Origin of the sequence: Mycobacterium bulgaricum (genome assembly GCF_041287165.2) — a bacterium.
In the GTDB taxonomy this organism is placed as follows: domain Bacteria; phylum Actinomycetota; class Actinomycetes; order Mycobacteriales; family Mycobacteriaceae; genus Mycobacterium; species Mycobacterium bulgaricum.
In genome coordinates this window covers 197,443-212,155 of sequence record NZ_JBGGKV020000001.1, presented here as the reverse complement: position 1 = coordinate 212,155, position 14,713 = coordinate 197,443, and the positions used below count along the sequence as shown (strand labels likewise).

General features: G+C 67.4%; 16 protein-coding genes and 1 pseudogene. 8 read left to right on the top strand and 9 right to left on the bottom strand.

The window, feature by feature from the left end; all coding sequences use genetic code 11:
* Window positions 1-23: 23 nt before the first annotated feature.
* Both ACAG24_RS01020 and ACAG24_RS01015 read left to right on the top strand, forming a co-directional pair.
* Complete coding sequence (locus ACAG24_RS01020; RefSeq protein WP_370470840.1) at window positions 24-2,555, top strand: DEAD/DEAH box helicase; 2,532 nt, start codon at window positions 24-26, stop codon at window positions 2,553-2,555.
* A 427-nt stretch (window positions 2,556-2,982) separates the two neighbouring features.
* A complete protein-coding gene (locus ACAG24_RS01015) occupies window positions 2,983-3,615 on the top strand; it encodes a vWA domain-containing protein (RefSeq protein WP_370470839.1) in 633 nt (210 codons plus the stop codon).
* On the opposite strand, the gene ACAG24_RS01010 is transcribed toward ACAG24_RS01015, so the two are convergent.
* Entirely contained in the window at window positions 3,612-4,442 is an 831-nt protein-coding gene (locus tag ACAG24_RS01010; RefSeq protein WP_370470838.1) for an LLM class F420-dependent oxidoreductase, read from the bottom strand. The genes ACAG24_RS01015 and ACAG24_RS01010 overlap by 4 nt on opposite strands.
* 53 nt (window positions 4,443-4,495) lie before the next feature.
* Here ACAG24_RS01010 and ACAG24_RS01005 point away from each other — a divergent pair, with 53 nt between their 5' ends.
* Together ACAG24_RS01005 and ACAG24_RS01000 are read left to right on the top strand one after the other, a co-directional pair.
* A complete protein-coding gene (locus ACAG24_RS01005; RefSeq protein WP_370470837.1) occupies window positions 4,496-4,846 on the top strand; it encodes a YidH family protein in 351 nt (116 codons plus the stop codon).
* The gene (locus tag ACAG24_RS01000; RefSeq protein WP_370470836.1) at window positions 4,843-5,148 is read left to right on the top strand and encodes a DUF202 domain-containing protein; all 306 of its coding nucleotides are present in this window, start codon (window positions 4,843-4,845) and stop codon (window positions 5,146-5,148) included. The genes ACAG24_RS01005 and ACAG24_RS01000 overlap by 4 nt, the downstream gene beginning before the upstream one ends.
* Here ACAG24_RS01000 and ACAG24_RS00995 read toward each other — a convergent pair.
* Together ACAG24_RS00995 and ACAG24_RS00990 are read right to left on the bottom strand one after the other, a co-directional pair.
* Window positions 5,083-6,305: pseudogene (locus ACAG24_RS00995) on the bottom strand (RNA polymerase sigma factor). The gene ACAG24_RS01000 and the pseudogene ACAG24_RS00995 sit on opposite strands and share 66 nt — an antisense overlap.
* Window positions 6,305-6,712 carry a YciI family protein gene (locus tag ACAG24_RS00990; protein WP_370470835.1) on the bottom strand — a complete coding sequence of 136 codons (408 nt, stop codon included), beginning with the start codon at window positions 6,710-6,712 and terminating at the stop codon, window positions 6,305-6,307. Before ACAG24_RS00990 ends, ACAG24_RS00995 begins: the two are co-directional and overlap by 1 nt.
* A 128-nt stretch (window positions 6,713-6,840) precedes the next feature.
* Here ACAG24_RS00990 and ACAG24_RS00985 point away from each other — a divergent pair, with 128 nt between their 5' ends.
* The 3 genes from ACAG24_RS00985 to ACAG24_RS00975 all read left to right on the top strand — a co-directional run bounded on the left by ACAG24_RS00985 (window position 6,841) and on the right by ACAG24_RS00975 (window position 9,572).
* Window positions 6,841-7,413 (top strand): DUF2231 domain-containing protein, encoded by a 573-nt coding sequence (locus tag ACAG24_RS00985; protein WP_370470834.1) that lies wholly within the window; start codon window positions 6,841-6,843, stop codon window positions 7,411-7,413.
* Window positions 7,414-7,435: 22 nt separating this feature from the next.
* Entirely contained in the window at window positions 7,436-8,971 is a 1,536-nt protein-coding gene (locus ACAG24_RS00980) for a phospholipase D family protein (protein ID WP_370471744.1), read from the top strand.
* 121 nt (window positions 8,972-9,092) lie between these two features.
* A complete protein-coding gene (locus tag ACAG24_RS00975; RefSeq protein ID WP_370470833.1) occupies window positions 9,093-9,572 on the top strand; it encodes a hypothetical protein in 480 nt (159 codons plus the stop codon).
* Between the two features lie 3 nt (window positions 9,573-9,575).
* On the opposite strand, the gene ACAG24_RS00970 is transcribed toward ACAG24_RS00975, so the two are convergent.
* From ACAG24_RS00970 to ACAG24_RS00950, 5 genes are read right to left on the bottom strand one after another with little or no spacing between them, the layout of a single operon-like run.
* On the bottom strand, window positions 9,576-10,253 hold the full coding sequence (locus ACAG24_RS00970; RefSeq protein WP_370470832.1) for an energy-coupling factor ABC transporter permease: 678 nt from the start codon (window positions 10,251-10,253) through the stop codon (window positions 9,576-9,578).
* A 22-nt stretch (window positions 10,254-10,275) separates the two neighbouring features.
* Entirely contained in the window at window positions 10,276-10,560 is a 285-nt protein-coding gene (locus ACAG24_RS00965; RefSeq protein WP_370470831.1) for a nitrile hydratase accessory protein, read from the bottom strand.
* Window positions 10,557-11,177, bottom strand: coding sequence for a nitrile hydratase subunit alpha (gene nthA, locus ACAG24_RS00960; RefSeq protein WP_370470830.1), 621 nt, complete (start codon window positions 11,175-11,177; stop codon window positions 10,557-10,559). Before nthA ends, ACAG24_RS00965 begins: the two co-directional genes overlap by 4 nt.
* Window positions 11,174-11,908: a nitrile hydratase subunit beta gene (gene nthB / locus ACAG24_RS00955; RefSeq protein ID WP_370470829.1), complete on the bottom strand. Its 735-nt coding sequence runs from the start codon at window positions 11,906-11,908 to the stop codon at window positions 11,174-11,176. Before nthB ends, nthA begins: the two co-directional genes overlap by 4 nt.
* Complete coding sequence (locus ACAG24_RS00950) at window positions 11,905-12,429, bottom strand: DUF1097 domain-containing protein (protein ID WP_370470828.1); 525 nt, start codon at window positions 12,427-12,429, stop codon at window positions 11,905-11,907. The genes nthB and ACAG24_RS00950 overlap by 4 nt, the downstream gene beginning before the upstream one ends.
* Before the next feature lie 244 nt (window positions 12,430-12,673).
* Here ACAG24_RS00950 and ACAG24_RS00945 point away from each other — a divergent pair, with 244 nt between their 5' ends.
* Entirely contained in the window at window positions 12,674-13,654 is a 981-nt protein-coding gene (locus ACAG24_RS00945; RefSeq protein ID WP_370470827.1) for a GlxA family transcriptional regulator, read from the top strand.
* On the opposite strand, the gene ACAG24_RS00940 is transcribed toward ACAG24_RS00945, so the two are convergent.
* Complete coding sequence (locus ACAG24_RS00940) at window positions 13,604-14,638, bottom strand: GlxA family transcriptional regulator (RefSeq protein ID WP_370470826.1); 1,035 nt, start codon at window positions 14,636-14,638, stop codon at window positions 13,604-13,606. The two genes, ACAG24_RS00945 and ACAG24_RS00940, sit on opposite strands and share 51 nt — an antisense overlap.
* Window positions 14,639-14,713: the final 75 nt, after the last annotated feature.

The following is a 14,713-nucleotide window of genomic DNA, read 5'->3' as shown; positions in this document are numbered from 1 at the left end:
AAACCTGGCAGGGTGTATCCCTGATGAACTCGACCGCTCTCCTGCAACCGCCCACCGATGGCGACGCCGACGAACTCTTCGCATCGTTCGCGGCATGGGCCGAGGCGGCGGGCACGACCCTCTACCCGGCGCAGGAGGAGGCGCTGATCGAATTGGTCAGCGGCGCGAACGTCATCCTGGCGACGCCGACGGGGTCGGGAAAATCCCTCGTCGCGACCGGCGCCATCTACGCACGGCTGGCGGCAGGTGCGACGAGTTACTACACCGCGCCGATCAAGGCGCTCGTCAGTGAGAAGTTCTTCGCCCTGTGCGACGTCTTCGGCGCCGCCAATGTCGGGATGCTCACCGGGGACGCGGCCGTCAACGCGAACGCGCCGATCATCGCGTGCACCGCGGAGATCCTGGCGAACATCGCGCTGCGCGAGGGCCGGGACGCCGCCATCGGGCTGTGCGTGATGGACGAGTTTCACTTCTACGGCGACCCCGACCGCGGGTGGGCGTGGCAGGTACCGCTGCTGGAGTTGCCGAATGCCCAGTTCCTGCTGATGTCGGCCACGCTCGGCGACGTCACTTTCCTGCGGGAGGATCTGACCCGTCGGACCGGCAGGCCGACGGCACTCGTGGCCAACGCCGAACGTCCTGTGCCGCTGTACTACTCGTACGCGACGACGCCCATGCACGAGACCATCCAGGAGCTCGTCGACACCAAGCAGTCGCCGGCCTATGTCGTCCACTTCACGCAGGCCTCTGCGCTGGAACGGGCGCAGGCATTGATGAGCGTCAACGTCAGCTCCAAGGAGGAGAAGGCCGCGATCGCCGACCACATCGGCGCGTTCCGCTTCTCTTCGGCATTCGGCTCGACGCTGTCACGGCTCGTGCGCCACGGCATCGGCGTGCACCACGCGGGCATGCTGCCCAAGTACCGCCGGCTGGTCGAGCAGCTCGCGCAGGCGGGTCTGCTCAAGGTCATCTGCGGCACCGACACCCTGGGCGTCGGCATCAACGTCCCCATCCGGACCGTCGTCTTCTCGGCCCTGTCGAAATACGACGGCACCCGCACACGGCTGCTGAGTGCACGCGAGTTCCACCAGATCGCCGGGCGTGCGGGGCGCGCCGGGTTCGACACCGCGGGCACCGTCGTCGTGCAGGCACCCGAGCACGAGGTGGAGAACCTCAAACAGTTCGCGAAGGTCGCCGACGATCCGAAGAAGCGTCGAAAGCTGGTGCGCCGCAAAGCTCCCGAGGGGATGGTGCCGTGGAGCGAGTCGACGATGAGCAGGCTCATCGATGCCGCACCGGAAGCGCTGGCGAGCCACATGCGGGTGACCACGGCGATGATCCTCGACGTCGTCGACAGACCGGGCGACCCGTTCGAAGCGATGCGGCGGTTGCTCACCGACAACCACGAGCCGCGCAAGAAGCAGCTGCGGCTCATCCGCGAGGCGGTCGGGATCGCCCGCTCGCTGCTACAGGCCGGTGTTCTGGAAAGGGTGGGCGCGGCGGACGACCAGCCCGACGGGAGGCGCTACCGCCTTACGGTCGACCTGCCGCCCGACTTCGCGCTGAACCAGCCGTTGTCGACGTTCGCGCTGGCCGCGATCGACGTCCTGGACTCCACGTCGGAAACGTATGCGCTGGACGTTCTTTCGGTCATCGAGGCCACGCTGGAGGACCCGCGGCAGATCCTGGCGGCCCAGCTGAACAAGGCCAGGGGCGAAGCGGTCGCGCAGATGAAGGCCGACGGAATCGAGTACGACGAGCGGATCGAACTGCTCGACGACGTGACCTACCCCAAGCCGCTGGCCGAACTGCTGGGCCACGCGTTCGAGGTGTATCTGCAGAGCAATCCGTGGGCGGCGGACGGCAAGCTGTCCCCCAAGTCCGTTGCACGGGAGATGTGGGAAGGGGCTTTCACCTTCCGTGAGTACGTCAGCGTCTACGGGCTGATGCGCTCGGAGGGGGCGGTGCTGCGCTACCTGTCCGATGCGTTCAAGGCGCTGCGCTCCGGTGTGCCCGCCGCAGCACGCACCGAGGAACTCACCGACATCGTCGAGTGGCTCGGCGAGCTTGTGCGACAAGTCGATTCAAGCCTGCTCGACGAATGGGAACAACTCACCAGCCCCGACCAACAGGCTGGCGCACCCTTAGAAAGAGTTCCAGCGGTGCCCGCGCGTCCGCGTCCGCTCACCGGGAACGAGCGGGCATTCACCGCGATGGTGCGCAACGCGCTGTTCCGGAGGGTGGACCTGTTCGCACGGGAACGGTGGGACGAGCTCGCCGCGCTCGACGGCCGGTCCGGGTTGGGTGCCGAGCGCTGGCGCGAGATCGGTGACGAGTACTTCGCCGAACACGACGACGTGGGGACCGGCGCCGACGCCCGCGGACCGGCCCTGCTCATCTTCGACAGACAGCGCGACGTGTGGCGGGTGCGGCAGATCCTCGACGACCCTGCGGGCGACCATGATTGGGGCTTCGATGTCGAGGTCGACCTCGAAGCCTCCGACGAAGAGGGAGCGGCGGTGCTGCGCGTGGTGAACGCCGGCCGGCTGGACTGAGCCTCAGGGGTATGTGAGCCCGCTCTCTGTCCGCAAAATCACACGTCAGCGGTTTGATTTACGCAGATGTAACACGGACCATGGACAGGGTCCGATCCACCACACAGGAGCCCCCAAGATGTTCGCGCAGTACCGTGCCACCCGTCAGATCAACCGTGATCGGCGGCGTCTCTACGCACGGATTGCCTCGATGCCCCACTCGACCATCAGAGACGAGCTGGTGGCGGTTGCGCAGCGATACGAGGGCCCTGAGCGCTGACGCTCACGAGCGTAGAATGTGATCAGCGCCACGCCCCTCCGCCGGGCACTGCGCACTGATCATCGCGGGTGCCCCGCCCGTTGATGCCGGTGGCGAAACGAGCAATCACCTTGTGCCTCCTCGCCGATGAAGCCGGATAGCCGATCGACGCTGCGCTGGAGGCATCCTGTGACGAATCCCGACAAAACCCTGATCGCCGCTCTGCTCGACCGCTCCGGATCGATGGAGACATCGAAGAAGGCGACAGAGGACGGCTGGCGCGAACTCATCAACGAGCAGCGCCGCCAGCCTGGTACGTGCGAGGTGACGCTCGCCCAATTCGACACGGTCTACGAGTTGCTCTATCCGCCGACCGACATCGGTAGCGTGCCTGAATTCGTCGTGGCCCCACGGGGAATGACCGCCCTGCTCGACAGCGCCGGACGGTTCATCACCGAGGTGGGCGAACGGCTCTCGGCGCTGCCGGAAGACGAGCGGCCCGGACAGGTGATCTGCATGATCATGACCGACGGCATGGAGAACTCGAGTGCCGAATGGAGCTGGGAGTCGGTTCGCGATCTGATCAACCAGCAACGCGACCAATGGAATTGGCGCTTCATCTTCCTGGGGTCCAACATCGACGCGGTCGAGGTTGGCGCCCGCATGGGTGTCGCCGCCGAAGATGCCATCACCTACAACGACTCCAGTTACATGAGCACCGTCGCGGTGAGTGCGGCGGCGAGTTCATGGATCGCATCGGCCCGTGCCGGCCGGTCCACCGGTTTCACCGATGCCGACCGCGCCGCCGCGATGGGGACCTAACCCCGGTACTTTGCGACCTGCTCGGCGTAATCGTCGAGCAGGCGCAAGGAATCGTCGAGAGGCTTGGTGGGAAGCAGGATGCCCAGCCTGCTGAAGCCGAGTTCCTCGACCGCATGCCAGTATTCGGGTTTCGCGGGAGTGCCGAACTGGGTCAGCGGCACATCGTGTCCGCCCGCGTCGCGGATCTGATCGACACGCCGCTTCAGGTTGTCCACCGGCAGCGGGTTGGAGATCCAGCCCGCCCCGTGCCGGATGATCCGCTTCACGGTCGCATCGGAGTCACCGCCGATGAGGATCGGCGGGTGCGGCTCGCGGACCGGCTTGGGCCGCAGGTATGACGAGTCGAAATCGACGTATTTGCCGTGGTATTCGGCAGGCTCGTCGGTCCACAGCGTCTTGATCGCCTCGATGCGCTCGTCGAGCAGCGCGCCACGGGTCTTGGGATCGGTGCCGTGGTGGCGCAGCTCCTCGATGTTCCAGCCGGCGCCGACACCGAACACGAAGCGGCCGTTGGACAGCACGTCGATGCTGGCGGCCTCCTTCGCGGTGATGATCGGATCGCGCTGGATCAGCAGCGCGATGCCGGTGATCAGTTCGATCGTCGAGGTGACGGCTGCCGCGGCGGCGAGCGTCACGAACGGGTCGAGCGTGCGGTAGTAGATCTGCGGCAGGTCCCCACCGAGCGGATACGCCGACTCACGGCTGGCCGGGATGTGGGTGTGCTCGGCGACCGCGAGCGAGTCGAAGCCCCGCTCCTCGATCGCGCGTGCCAGCGACACGGTGTCGATGGTGTCGTCGTTGACGAACGTGGAGATCCCGAAGTTCATGACCGAAGGCTATTCCTGCCGACGGCCCGCCGACTACCGGATACCGTCGAGCCGTGAGCGGCGAGCAGGAACCGGATTACCGTTTCACGCTGGCCAACGAGAGAACTTTCCTCGCGTGGATCCGGACGTCCCTCGCGCTGATCGCCGGCGGTATCGCCGTCGTTCAGTTCCTGCCCGCCTTCGGCATCGCGGGAGTGCGGCACGCGCTGAGCATCGTTCTGACCGCCGGGGGTGGCGTCCTCGCGCTGCTGGCCGTCAGGCGATGGCAGCGGGTGCAGACCGCGATGCGCCGCGGTGACGATCTTCCTCGCACGCGTATCCCGGCCCTGCTCGCGGCGGGGATCTTCGTCATCACCGTCGCAGTCCTGATCGTGCTCGTCATCTGGCCGCCGGGCAGGCCGTGAAACCCGGTCTGCAGGTGGAGCGCACGCAGCTGTCGTGGGAACGCAGTGCGTTCGGATTCCTGGTCGGCGGCGCATTGGTGCTGCTGCGACCCCACGGCCCGCTCCACGCGGGACGGGTCGCACTTGCCTCGATCGCCGGTCTGCTCGCGCTGGGCGTGTTCGCCCTCGGCTACATGAGGTCGCGACGCGTGCGAGACGGCGGCCGGCACGTTCCCCCGCCGCGGGCCGCGGTGCTGCTATTGGGCTATGGCACTGCGGCTTTCGCCCTGGCCATCGTCGTCGCGCTGGTGCTCACCGCGTGAATTCGGCTCGCTGCGCCCGGCGAGGCGCAGAGTCGCTGCCCGCAGGGTGAGGTGATTGCGCTCGGCGACGGTGTGCGCCTGCCCCGCTGCTTCGGCGTAGAGCCGGGCGGCCAGCGCGGTGTCCCCGGCTTTCTCGTGGAGGTATGCCGCCGACGCGGTGTAGCGGGGTAGCGCCGGGTCCAGCAGGGACAGCGCTTCCAGTCCGGCGCGCGGTCCGTCGGCCTCACCGATGGCGACAGCCCGGTTCAGGCGCGCGATCGGGCTGTCGGTCAACCGGACCAGCTCGTCGTACCACTCGACGATCTGCACCCAGTCGGTCTCCTCGGCCGTCCGGGCGTCGCCGTGCAACGCCGCGATCGCCGCCTGCGCCTGGTATTCGCCGAGGCGGTCACGCGACAGCGCCGCCTGCAGCACGGCGACGCCCTCGGCGATCAGATCGGTGCGCCAGAGGCTGCGGTCCTGATCCGCGAGCGGAACCAGGCTGCCGTCGGCGCGGGTTCGCGACGGGCGCCGCGCGTGATGCAGAAGGAACAACGCGAGCAGCCCGGACACTTCCTCGTCGGTGGTCTGCGCCGCAAGCTGGCGCGCCAGCCGGATTGCTTCCGCGGCGAGATCGACGTCGCCGGTGTAGCCCTCGTTGAACACCAGGTACAGCACCTTGAGCACGGTGCGAAGGTCCCCGGGTTCGTCGAGACGTACATCGGCGACAGCGCGCTTGGCTCTGCTGATCCGCTGCGCCATCGTGGCTTCGGGCACGAGATAGGCCTGGGCGATCTGACGAGTGGTGAGACCGCCGACGGCCCGCAGCGTCAGCGCGACCGCTGAGCCCGGACTCAGCTTCGGATGTGCGCACAGAAAGTAGAGATCCAGGGTGTCGTCGGCCGGTCCCGCGGGCCCCGATGCCGGCCGTCGGCTGCGCGCCGCTCGCGGTCACGGCGCGCCGCGTCGGATCGGGCGAGGTCGAGGAACCGCCGCCACGCCGTGGTGATCAGCCAGCCCTTGGGATCGGCGGGGCGGTTGTCGGGCCACGATCCGAGCGCGCGGATCAGCGCCTCCTGCACAGCGTCCTCCGCGGTGGCGAAGTCCGCCCCGCGGTGGACGAGGGCAGCCAACACGCCGGGAATCAGGTCCCGCAGCTGCGCCTCGTCGACCGCCATCACTCGGCGGGCAGGTGCGTGCCACTCATGAACGGGCGCACCTCGAGCCACTCGTGGATCGGCTTGCCACCGGCGCCGGGCGCGGCGGACAGCTCCCCGGCCAGTTCGACCGCACGCGCGTAGGAGTCGACGTCGACGATCATGAAACCCGCGATCAGGTCTTTGGTCTCTGCGAACGGCCCGTCGGTGACGGGCGGCTTTCCCTCGCCGCCGTGGCGGACCCACGCGCCTTCGGGCATCAGTGCCTGGCTGTCCACGTACTCGCCGCTCTCACGCAGCCGGTCGGCGAAATCCTGCATGTACTGCATGTGCGCCTCGATCTCCTCGGGCGTCCACTGGTCCATCGGGACGTCGTGGACCGACGCCGGGGCGCCGCGGTAGTGCTTGAGGAACAGGTATTTCGCCATGAACTTCTCCTTGTCAGATCGGCGACCCTCGCTGGTCGCTCACCCCTGGGACGGAGCCGTCACCCCAATCTCGACATCGCCCGCGGATTTTCTCGATTGGTCGCCGCCGCACCGGGTAGATCCGCTGCATGAGCAGCCTGCACGCACTTCTCGCCCGAGTCGAGGACGCCGATTCCCTCGATGACACCACCGACGTCGCGGCACACCTCGCCGACCGCATCGTCGACCGCGCCGGCCTGGCCGATCTACTCCGCGGCTCCTGGCTGGGCCACCCCGTCCACCCGCTGTTGGTCACCGTCCCGATCGGTACGTGGATGGCGGCAGCGGTGTTCGACGCCGGCTTCAAGGACGCCACGACGGCGCGGCGTCTGATCGGGATCGGACTGGCGGCGACCCCGCCCACGGTGCTGGCCGGATGGGCCGACTATCCGCTACTCGACCGCAGGCAGCGCCGAGTGGGGCTGGTGCACGCGCTGTCCAACGCCGTCGGAGCCGCGCTGTTGTCGCTGTCCTACCGGGCCTACGGCCGCGAACGGCAGCGCGCGGGCCGCGCCTACCTGCTGCTGGGGCTCGGGGCGATCGGCGTCGGCGGGGCGCTGGGCGGCCACCTGTCCTATGCCCAGGGCGCAGGGATGTTCCGGTGGCAGCCCTGGCGGGCCCTGACCAACCGCAGCGCCGCGGAGCACCTGCGCGCCGCCTGAAACGGGGTATCCGCGCACCGTGATGAAGGACTGGTTTCTCGCGGCGGGCGAGCGCGGCAATCTTGCGACGTCGATCCCCGACTGGAGCGCGGGAAACCGCGTCGAGCCGCTGATCCACGGCGCGACGTACTTCGACCGGTTGGCGACCGAGGTCGAGGCTCTCGGCGCAGGTGATCAGCTGTTCTTCACGGACTGGCGCGGCGACCCCGACGAGAAGGTGCGCGACGCAGGTCCGACCATCGCCGAGCTGTTCTGCCGGGCCGCCCGCCGCGGTGTCGTGGTCAAGGGCCTGATGTGGCGGTCGCACCTGGACAAGTTCGCCTACAGCGAGGAAGAGAACCAGCATCTCGGGGATGCCATCGAAGCCGCCGGCGGCGAGGTGCTCCTGGATCAGCGGGTGCGCTTCGGAGGTTCCCACCACCAGAAGCTCGTGGTGATTCGCCACCCGCGTGCGCCCGAGCGCGATGTCGCGTTCGCCGGCGGCATCGACCTGTGCCATTCCCGCCGTGACGACGCTCATCACCGCGGTGACGCCCAAGCCGTCCAGATGTCGTCCGCCTACGGCGATCGGCCGCCGTGGCACGACGTCCAGCTCTGCATCCACGGCCCAGCGGTGGGCGCGCTGGACACGACGTTCCGCGAACGGTGGACCGATCCGGCGCCGCTGGACATGCTCTCGCCCATCGCGTGGGTGGTCGACAAACTGCGGCGCGCGGATCTCAGTCCCGGCGAGCTGCCTCCGCAGCCACCCGACCCGCCGGTGTGCGGCCCACACTCCGTGCAGGTCCTGCGCACCTACCCTGACGCACACTTCGAGTTCGACTTCGCGCCGCACGGCGAATTCAGCATCGCTCGCGGTTACACCAAGGCGCTGCGGCGGGCGCGGCGGCTGATCTATCTGGAGGACCAGTACCTGTGGTCGAAGAACGTGTCGCAACTGTTCGCCGAGGCGCTGCGGGCCAACCCCGACCTGCATCTCATCGCGGTGGTTCCGCGGCACCCTGATGTCGACGGACGTCTGGCACTACCGCCCAATCAGGTCGGACGCCAGCAGGCCATCGAGACGTGCCGGCAGGCCGACCCCGATCGCGTCCACGTCTTCGATCTCGAAAACCACGAGGGCACACCGGTTTACGTTCATGCCAAGGTGTGCGTGATCGATGACGTCTGGGCTTCGGTGGGCAGCGACAACTTCAATCGGCGGTCCTGGACGCACGACAGTGAACTGTCATGCGCGGTGCTCGACGACACCGGTGAATTCGCCCGAGACCTCAGACTGCGCCTCCTGCGTGAGCACCTCGACCGCGCAGAGGACGGGAGCGAGGACGACGATCTCGTCGATCCTGCGGATGCGGTGTCCGCCGTCATCCGGTCGGCGCAGGCACTGCAGGACTGGCATGACGGAGGCCGGACAGGTCCGCGTCCGCCGGGACGACTGCGTCCGCACCAGCCTGAGCGCCTGGGCGCGCTCACCCGGATATGGGCCGAACCCATGTACCGCGCGGTGTACGACCCGGACGGCCGTAACTACCGCGATCGTCTGCGACGGCGTTGGTGAGGTGTCGTTGCCGTTTCGATATCAACGTTTGTCTCAAAAGTCACATGGGTAACTCCATTAACAGCGCGGCGGCGCGCCGCGCATCCAGGGAACCGATGAAAGAGACGAATGGGACATCGCCATGAACACCGTGCTTTACTGCAGCGCCCGCGGCGCCGTGTATGAGACCCGTGCCTACACCAAGGCCGACATCGAAAAACTGATGCACGACCAAGGCCTGTACTGCCTGACCAGTACGGACCGCCAGTTCGATTTCTGGTTCAGCCCGTCGACACATGGCTGCCAACGCCGCGTCAACCTCGCGGCGACCGAACTATTCCTGGCGACAACAGGTTTCACCGCGAAGTCGGTGCCGCTGCTGCGCGGCTCCGTCGTGATCGCCACGCATGACTCCGACGGCGACCTCGACGGGCTGAGCTGGCAGCAGCTCGACCTCCTGGTGCACCGCAGCCGTTCGCTGACCAAACGCGACGACCGGGTGCTCGCCCGCCGAATCCAGCGCGATGCCCGCGGCAAGCAGCGCAAGGCTGTGCCGGCGCAGACGCCTGTCTCGACGCCCGCGCCGGTCAGCTGCGCCCGGCCGCGCAGTTCCGCCGCCTGATTCTCAGGCGGGATCGAACAGGCGCGGCTCAAGCCACGCACCGTCGCGGAAGCGCTGCGCCGTCTTGGCCGCGGCGAGCACGGCCAGGTCAGCCACCGGCTCGAGAACGATCACCAGCAGGTACGCGGCGCCGAACGTGGCCACACTGGTGACCGTTTCGAGTGAGAAACCCTGCCCGTAGAGAGCCCAGAACGTCACCCACGACACGATGCCGGCCTGGTAGGTCACCGAGAGTGTCAGTGCCTGACGGTATTTGAGATCTACGTATCGGGTCTGGGGTGCTATGACCCTGCCGGCCACATACTGCAGCGCGAACAGCGGCACCAGCAAGGTGGTGACGTTCATCCCGTACTGCGGTAGGTCGAACGGCGCGATGAGAAGGCCCTGGATGAGCAGGCCCAGGGCCAGCCCGGCCGCTGCCGGCGCGACACCGAAGAGCAGGAACAGGGTTGACCCCAGGATGAGGTGCACCTCGGACACCCCGACGGGGAAGTGTGGGAACACCTCGAAGAACGCGAACACCACCGCCGTCGTCAGCGCGGTACCCAGGAGCAGCGACGACGCGCCACGCTCCTTGACGTGTTTCCACGCCGTGCTGAGCGCATACGTACCTGCTCCCGCGGCGGTGGCGTAACTCAGGACGATCTTCGCGCCGTCGACCAAACCTGGCTCAATGTGCATGGCTGTTCCGTTCTTCTCGAAGTTAGTGGTGGTCGTGAAGCTCTTCGGGTGCCGACAGGATCGACCGTTGGTCGACGACGTGTTCGAGAGCGGCGACCCAGTGGTCGTAGTACTCCCATTGCCCCCGAACAGGTTCCGGCGACGCCTCCCAGGCGCCGATGGTGTCGATGAGGCTCTGTTGGAACTCGCTCCACGGGTAGTGCCCGAACTCTGAGAGTGCGAGGGCGAGACCGAAAGCCCTGCGCTGCCACTCGTGGTCGAAGGACGGTGCGGCCTGGTCGGTGGTGCAGGTGGTGTGCAGCTTCATGACGCCTGCCCTGCCAGCGCGACACCCATCATCGACTCGGTGGTGACCAGATCCATGAGTTGCTCGTCGGTGAAACCGTCTGTCCCCGAGGGGCGTTCGGGTATGACGAACCACCGTGAGTGCCCGGATGAATCCCAGACTTTGATCTCCGTGTCGTCCGGTAGTTCGACGCCCACCTCCGCGAGCACAGTGCGAGGCTCGCGTGCGGCACGGGCGCGGAACACCGGATCCTTGTACCAGTAGGGCGGCAGGCCCAGAACCGGCCAGGGAAAGCACGAGCACAATGTGCAGATCACCAGGTTGTGGACCCCGGGGGTGTTGGCGACGGCCTGCAGATGTTCGCCCTCGGCACCGGCCATCCCTTCGGGGAGCTCCAGCTCGGCGATGGCGGCGGGGGTGTCGCCGACCACGCGCGCGGCGAAGTCGGGATCGGTCCACGCTTTGACGACGATCTTCTTGCCGTTGAGCGGTGTCATCTCCGATTCGAAGTAGGCCAGCACCTTGTCGACCGTCTGGGTGGTGATGATGCCCTTCTCGATCAGGAGCCGTTCCAACGCGGCGACCCTGTCGGCGCTGAGCTTCTCACGGTCGGACGGGTAGGCGAACTGGTCGGTCACTTGTCCTCCTCGACGGGTTTCAGGTACGCCTCGAACAATTCGGCGTAGAGACTGTTGGCGCCCGGTTCGGCCCGCGGGCCCCACAGCTCTTGCGGGGTGAACTCGACGATGTAGATCGGCATCGGGTCACCGATGCCGTCCCCGGTGGCGACGAAGTAACCGTAGTCGCCTTCGAAGATCCGTTGCACGGTCCCCACTTTGGCGCGCAGATAGCCGGGGAGCCGCGTGTGCTCGGCAGCGGGGACGTCGGCGATCAGCACCTGCTGCCCGACGGCGAACTTCGGGTGGGCGACATCGCGACGCGGGCTGTCACCGCGGCGTAGATAGTCGATCACCTGATCGTCGATGGCCGGGTCTCCCGACCCCGTCGGCGCGTCGGAAGCGCCTGAAAGCGCGCTGATCTCGGCCTCGGACACGTAGCCCTTGTCGACGAAGAACTGGCTGATCCCGCCGAGCCACTTCTCGTAGTAGCGGAACTTGAAGTAGTCGAACGGGTTCATGCCTTCGGCGCCGGTGCGCAGTGAGGCCCAGGTCCATTCGTCGTGGAACTTAGTCGGCACGTCGTCGATCGGGTATTCGGGCAGGGCCGAGCCCAGATGATTGCTCAGACCCATCATCGCGACGTGGATGCCGAAGATGCGCTTTTCCCAGTCTTGGACGAACACCCGCTTCTCGAGATCGAGCGGCTGCGGCAGGCCCTCGAGCCCGCCGAGATAGTGCTGCAGTTTCATGCTGCTGCGCCTTCCGTGTCGGGGCGGCCGGCGGGCGCCGTACGCGTCATTGCGGTGGCCAGGTATTCGGACGCGATACCGAACGTCGCGCCGAGCACGCACGCACACGCCGCCACCAAGCCCGGGTGCGAAATGCTTGTTGCGGTGACCAATTGGCCCGTCCCCGCAACGGTCGAGACGGTCGAGGCGAACCCGACCACGACCGCCGGGGTCGTGGACAGGAGACCGACCCACGAGGCCTGCACCATCACGGCGCTGCCGACGCCCACGGCGATGGCCGTCGCGGTGAGGCTGCCGCCCAGCAGGTGGGCCGCGTACAGGCTTGCGCACGCGATCGCGACGCCCACCAGGTTGGAGCACACCGACCTCACCCAGCCGGCGGGACCTCCGCCGACGAAGAAGAACGACGCCCAAGCCAGGAACACCACCCAGATCGGTACGGTGATCACCGTGGCCGTGAAAGCCACCGCCACCCCGCCGAGCACACCGATGCTCAGCGTCAGCGCAGACCTCGAATCCATCCAGTCCCTCCTCGTCTTGCGAACAGCGGTGCCTCGCGAACCACGGTGCCTCTCGAAACAACGGTGCCTCTCGAAACAACGGTGGCGGCACGGTATTTCCGGGAGGTAACCGGCGGTTTTCCGATGGCGGCCGCTTGCGACAGGTTTGTGGTGAAACGGGACATCGGCCGACCGTCCCGGACACGTCGACTGCAATTCCGGACATCGGGACGCGCAGAGATACCGTCGCGGTCACGCTGTCGCCATGAACAACTCCGTCCGCGGCCAGCCGCACATTGCGGTGCTGGTCTTCGATGGGGTCCGCGCGCTAGATGTCACCGGACCGCTGGAGGTGTTCGACGTTGCGAGGGCACTGGGCTTCCGCTACTCCTTCGGGCTCTACTCGACGACCGACGCGACGACGATCCGGTGCGCATCAGGGCTGATCGTGGAGGCGGCCCCCGCCTCGACCCTGGCTCCAGAGGTCGACACGCTGCTCGTTCCGGGCAGCGAGAGCCTGATCACCGACGGCGTGCCGTGGCACCTGATCCGGACGATCCGTTCCTTCGCCGCGCGCGCCCGGCGCGTCGCCTCCGTATGCGCCGGTTCGTTCGCGCTCGCCTCGGCGGGGGTGCTCGACGGCAAGCGGGCGACGACGCACTGGCGCCATCTGGACTCGTTCGCCGCGCGTCATCCGTCGGTCATCGTCGACCGTGAATCGGTATACACCCGCGACGGCGACGTGTGGACCTCGGCGGGCGTCGCCGCGGGTATCGATCTGGCCCTCGCGCTGGTCTGCGATGACCACGGAGCCGCTGTGGCACAGGAGATCTCCAAGGACCTGGTCGTGTTCGGCAGAAGGATGGAAGGCCACCCACAGATCTCGGTGGCGGCCCGGACGCCGCGCCCGAAGCATCCCGAGATCGACAGACTGCTGGAGACGGTCAACGTCGATCCCGCCGGACATTACGAGCTCGACACCGTGGCAGCGCAACTCGGTATCAGCCCGCGACATCTGACACGGCTCTTCAAAGCGCAGATGGGTATGACGCTGCGTCAGTACGTGCACGAGGTCCGCATGGAGAACGCCGTCGCGCTGGTTCTCGCCGGGGAATCGTTTCGCGCCGCAGCCCGGCGCAGCGGGCTGCACTACGGGGCGAGCGTCCGTGACCACCTCGGCATGCGCCGAGCTCGTCTACTGGCCGATTCCGTTGGTGCGGAACCGATTTCGGTACATGCCGGGTGAGATACCAAGATTGCGCCGGAAGGTCCGCCGCAGGGTGTCGGGTGAGCCGAACCCGGTGCGGCGGGCCACGGCATCCTGGCTCTGATCGCCGGTCGCGAGCAGCACCTTGGCTGCTTCGAGGCGGGCCTGCTCGACGAACCGCGCGGGCGTCATCCCGACCTGTTCCCGGAACACCCGCACCAGGTGACGTTCGCTGACCGCGGCGCGCTCCGCCAGCGTCGCAAGTGAATGGTCGGCGCCGGGGTCAGCGATGACGGAGTCCACGATGTCGCGCAGACCGCCGGTGACCGGCAGCGCCGATTCCGCCCAGACGCTGAACTGCGCCTGCCCGCCGGGACGCTGGAGGAAGACGACCATCCACCGCGCCACCCGCCTGGCCACGGCGGGCCCGAAGTCGCTTTCGACCATCGCGAGCGCGAGGTCGATCCCCGCGGTGATGCCCGCCCCGGTGATGAACGGCCCGTCCTGCACGAACAGCGAATCGGGGTCGACCTCGACCTTCGGATAGCAGCGGGCCAGCGTCTGGCAGTGCGCCCAATGGGTGGTTGCCCGGCGTCCGTCGAGCAGACCGAGTGCGGCGAGCACGAAGGAGCCCGTACACACCGAGGCGATCCTGCGAGCCCGCGGCGCGAGCTCGCGCACCATCCTCATCGCATCCGGGACCGAGTCCGGTGTCGGTTCCTCAGGGATGTCGTGGACGCCCGGCGTGAACATGAACTCCGCGGGGACGCCCCCGGGGACCACCAAGGTGTCGATTGTGTCGGGGACGTCGTCGACAGAGACGTCGACGTCGAGCTTGGCGAACGCCGTCGTGCCCACCGCGCGACCCGTCGGCGACGCCAACAGGACCGTGTACCGCGCCCCGAAGTCGTTGGCGCGCGCGAAGATCTCCAGCGGTGCCGCGACGTCCTGCAGGGTCACTTTGTCGTAGAGGGCGAAGACGACGGTCTTGGGCGGCCGGTGATGTTTCGATTCGTCGGCCACGTGTGACTCGCCCTTCTGGTGCCCACCGATACCCCCGCGACGTGGGTCAATGTAACCGGGATCTGTTACCTGCAT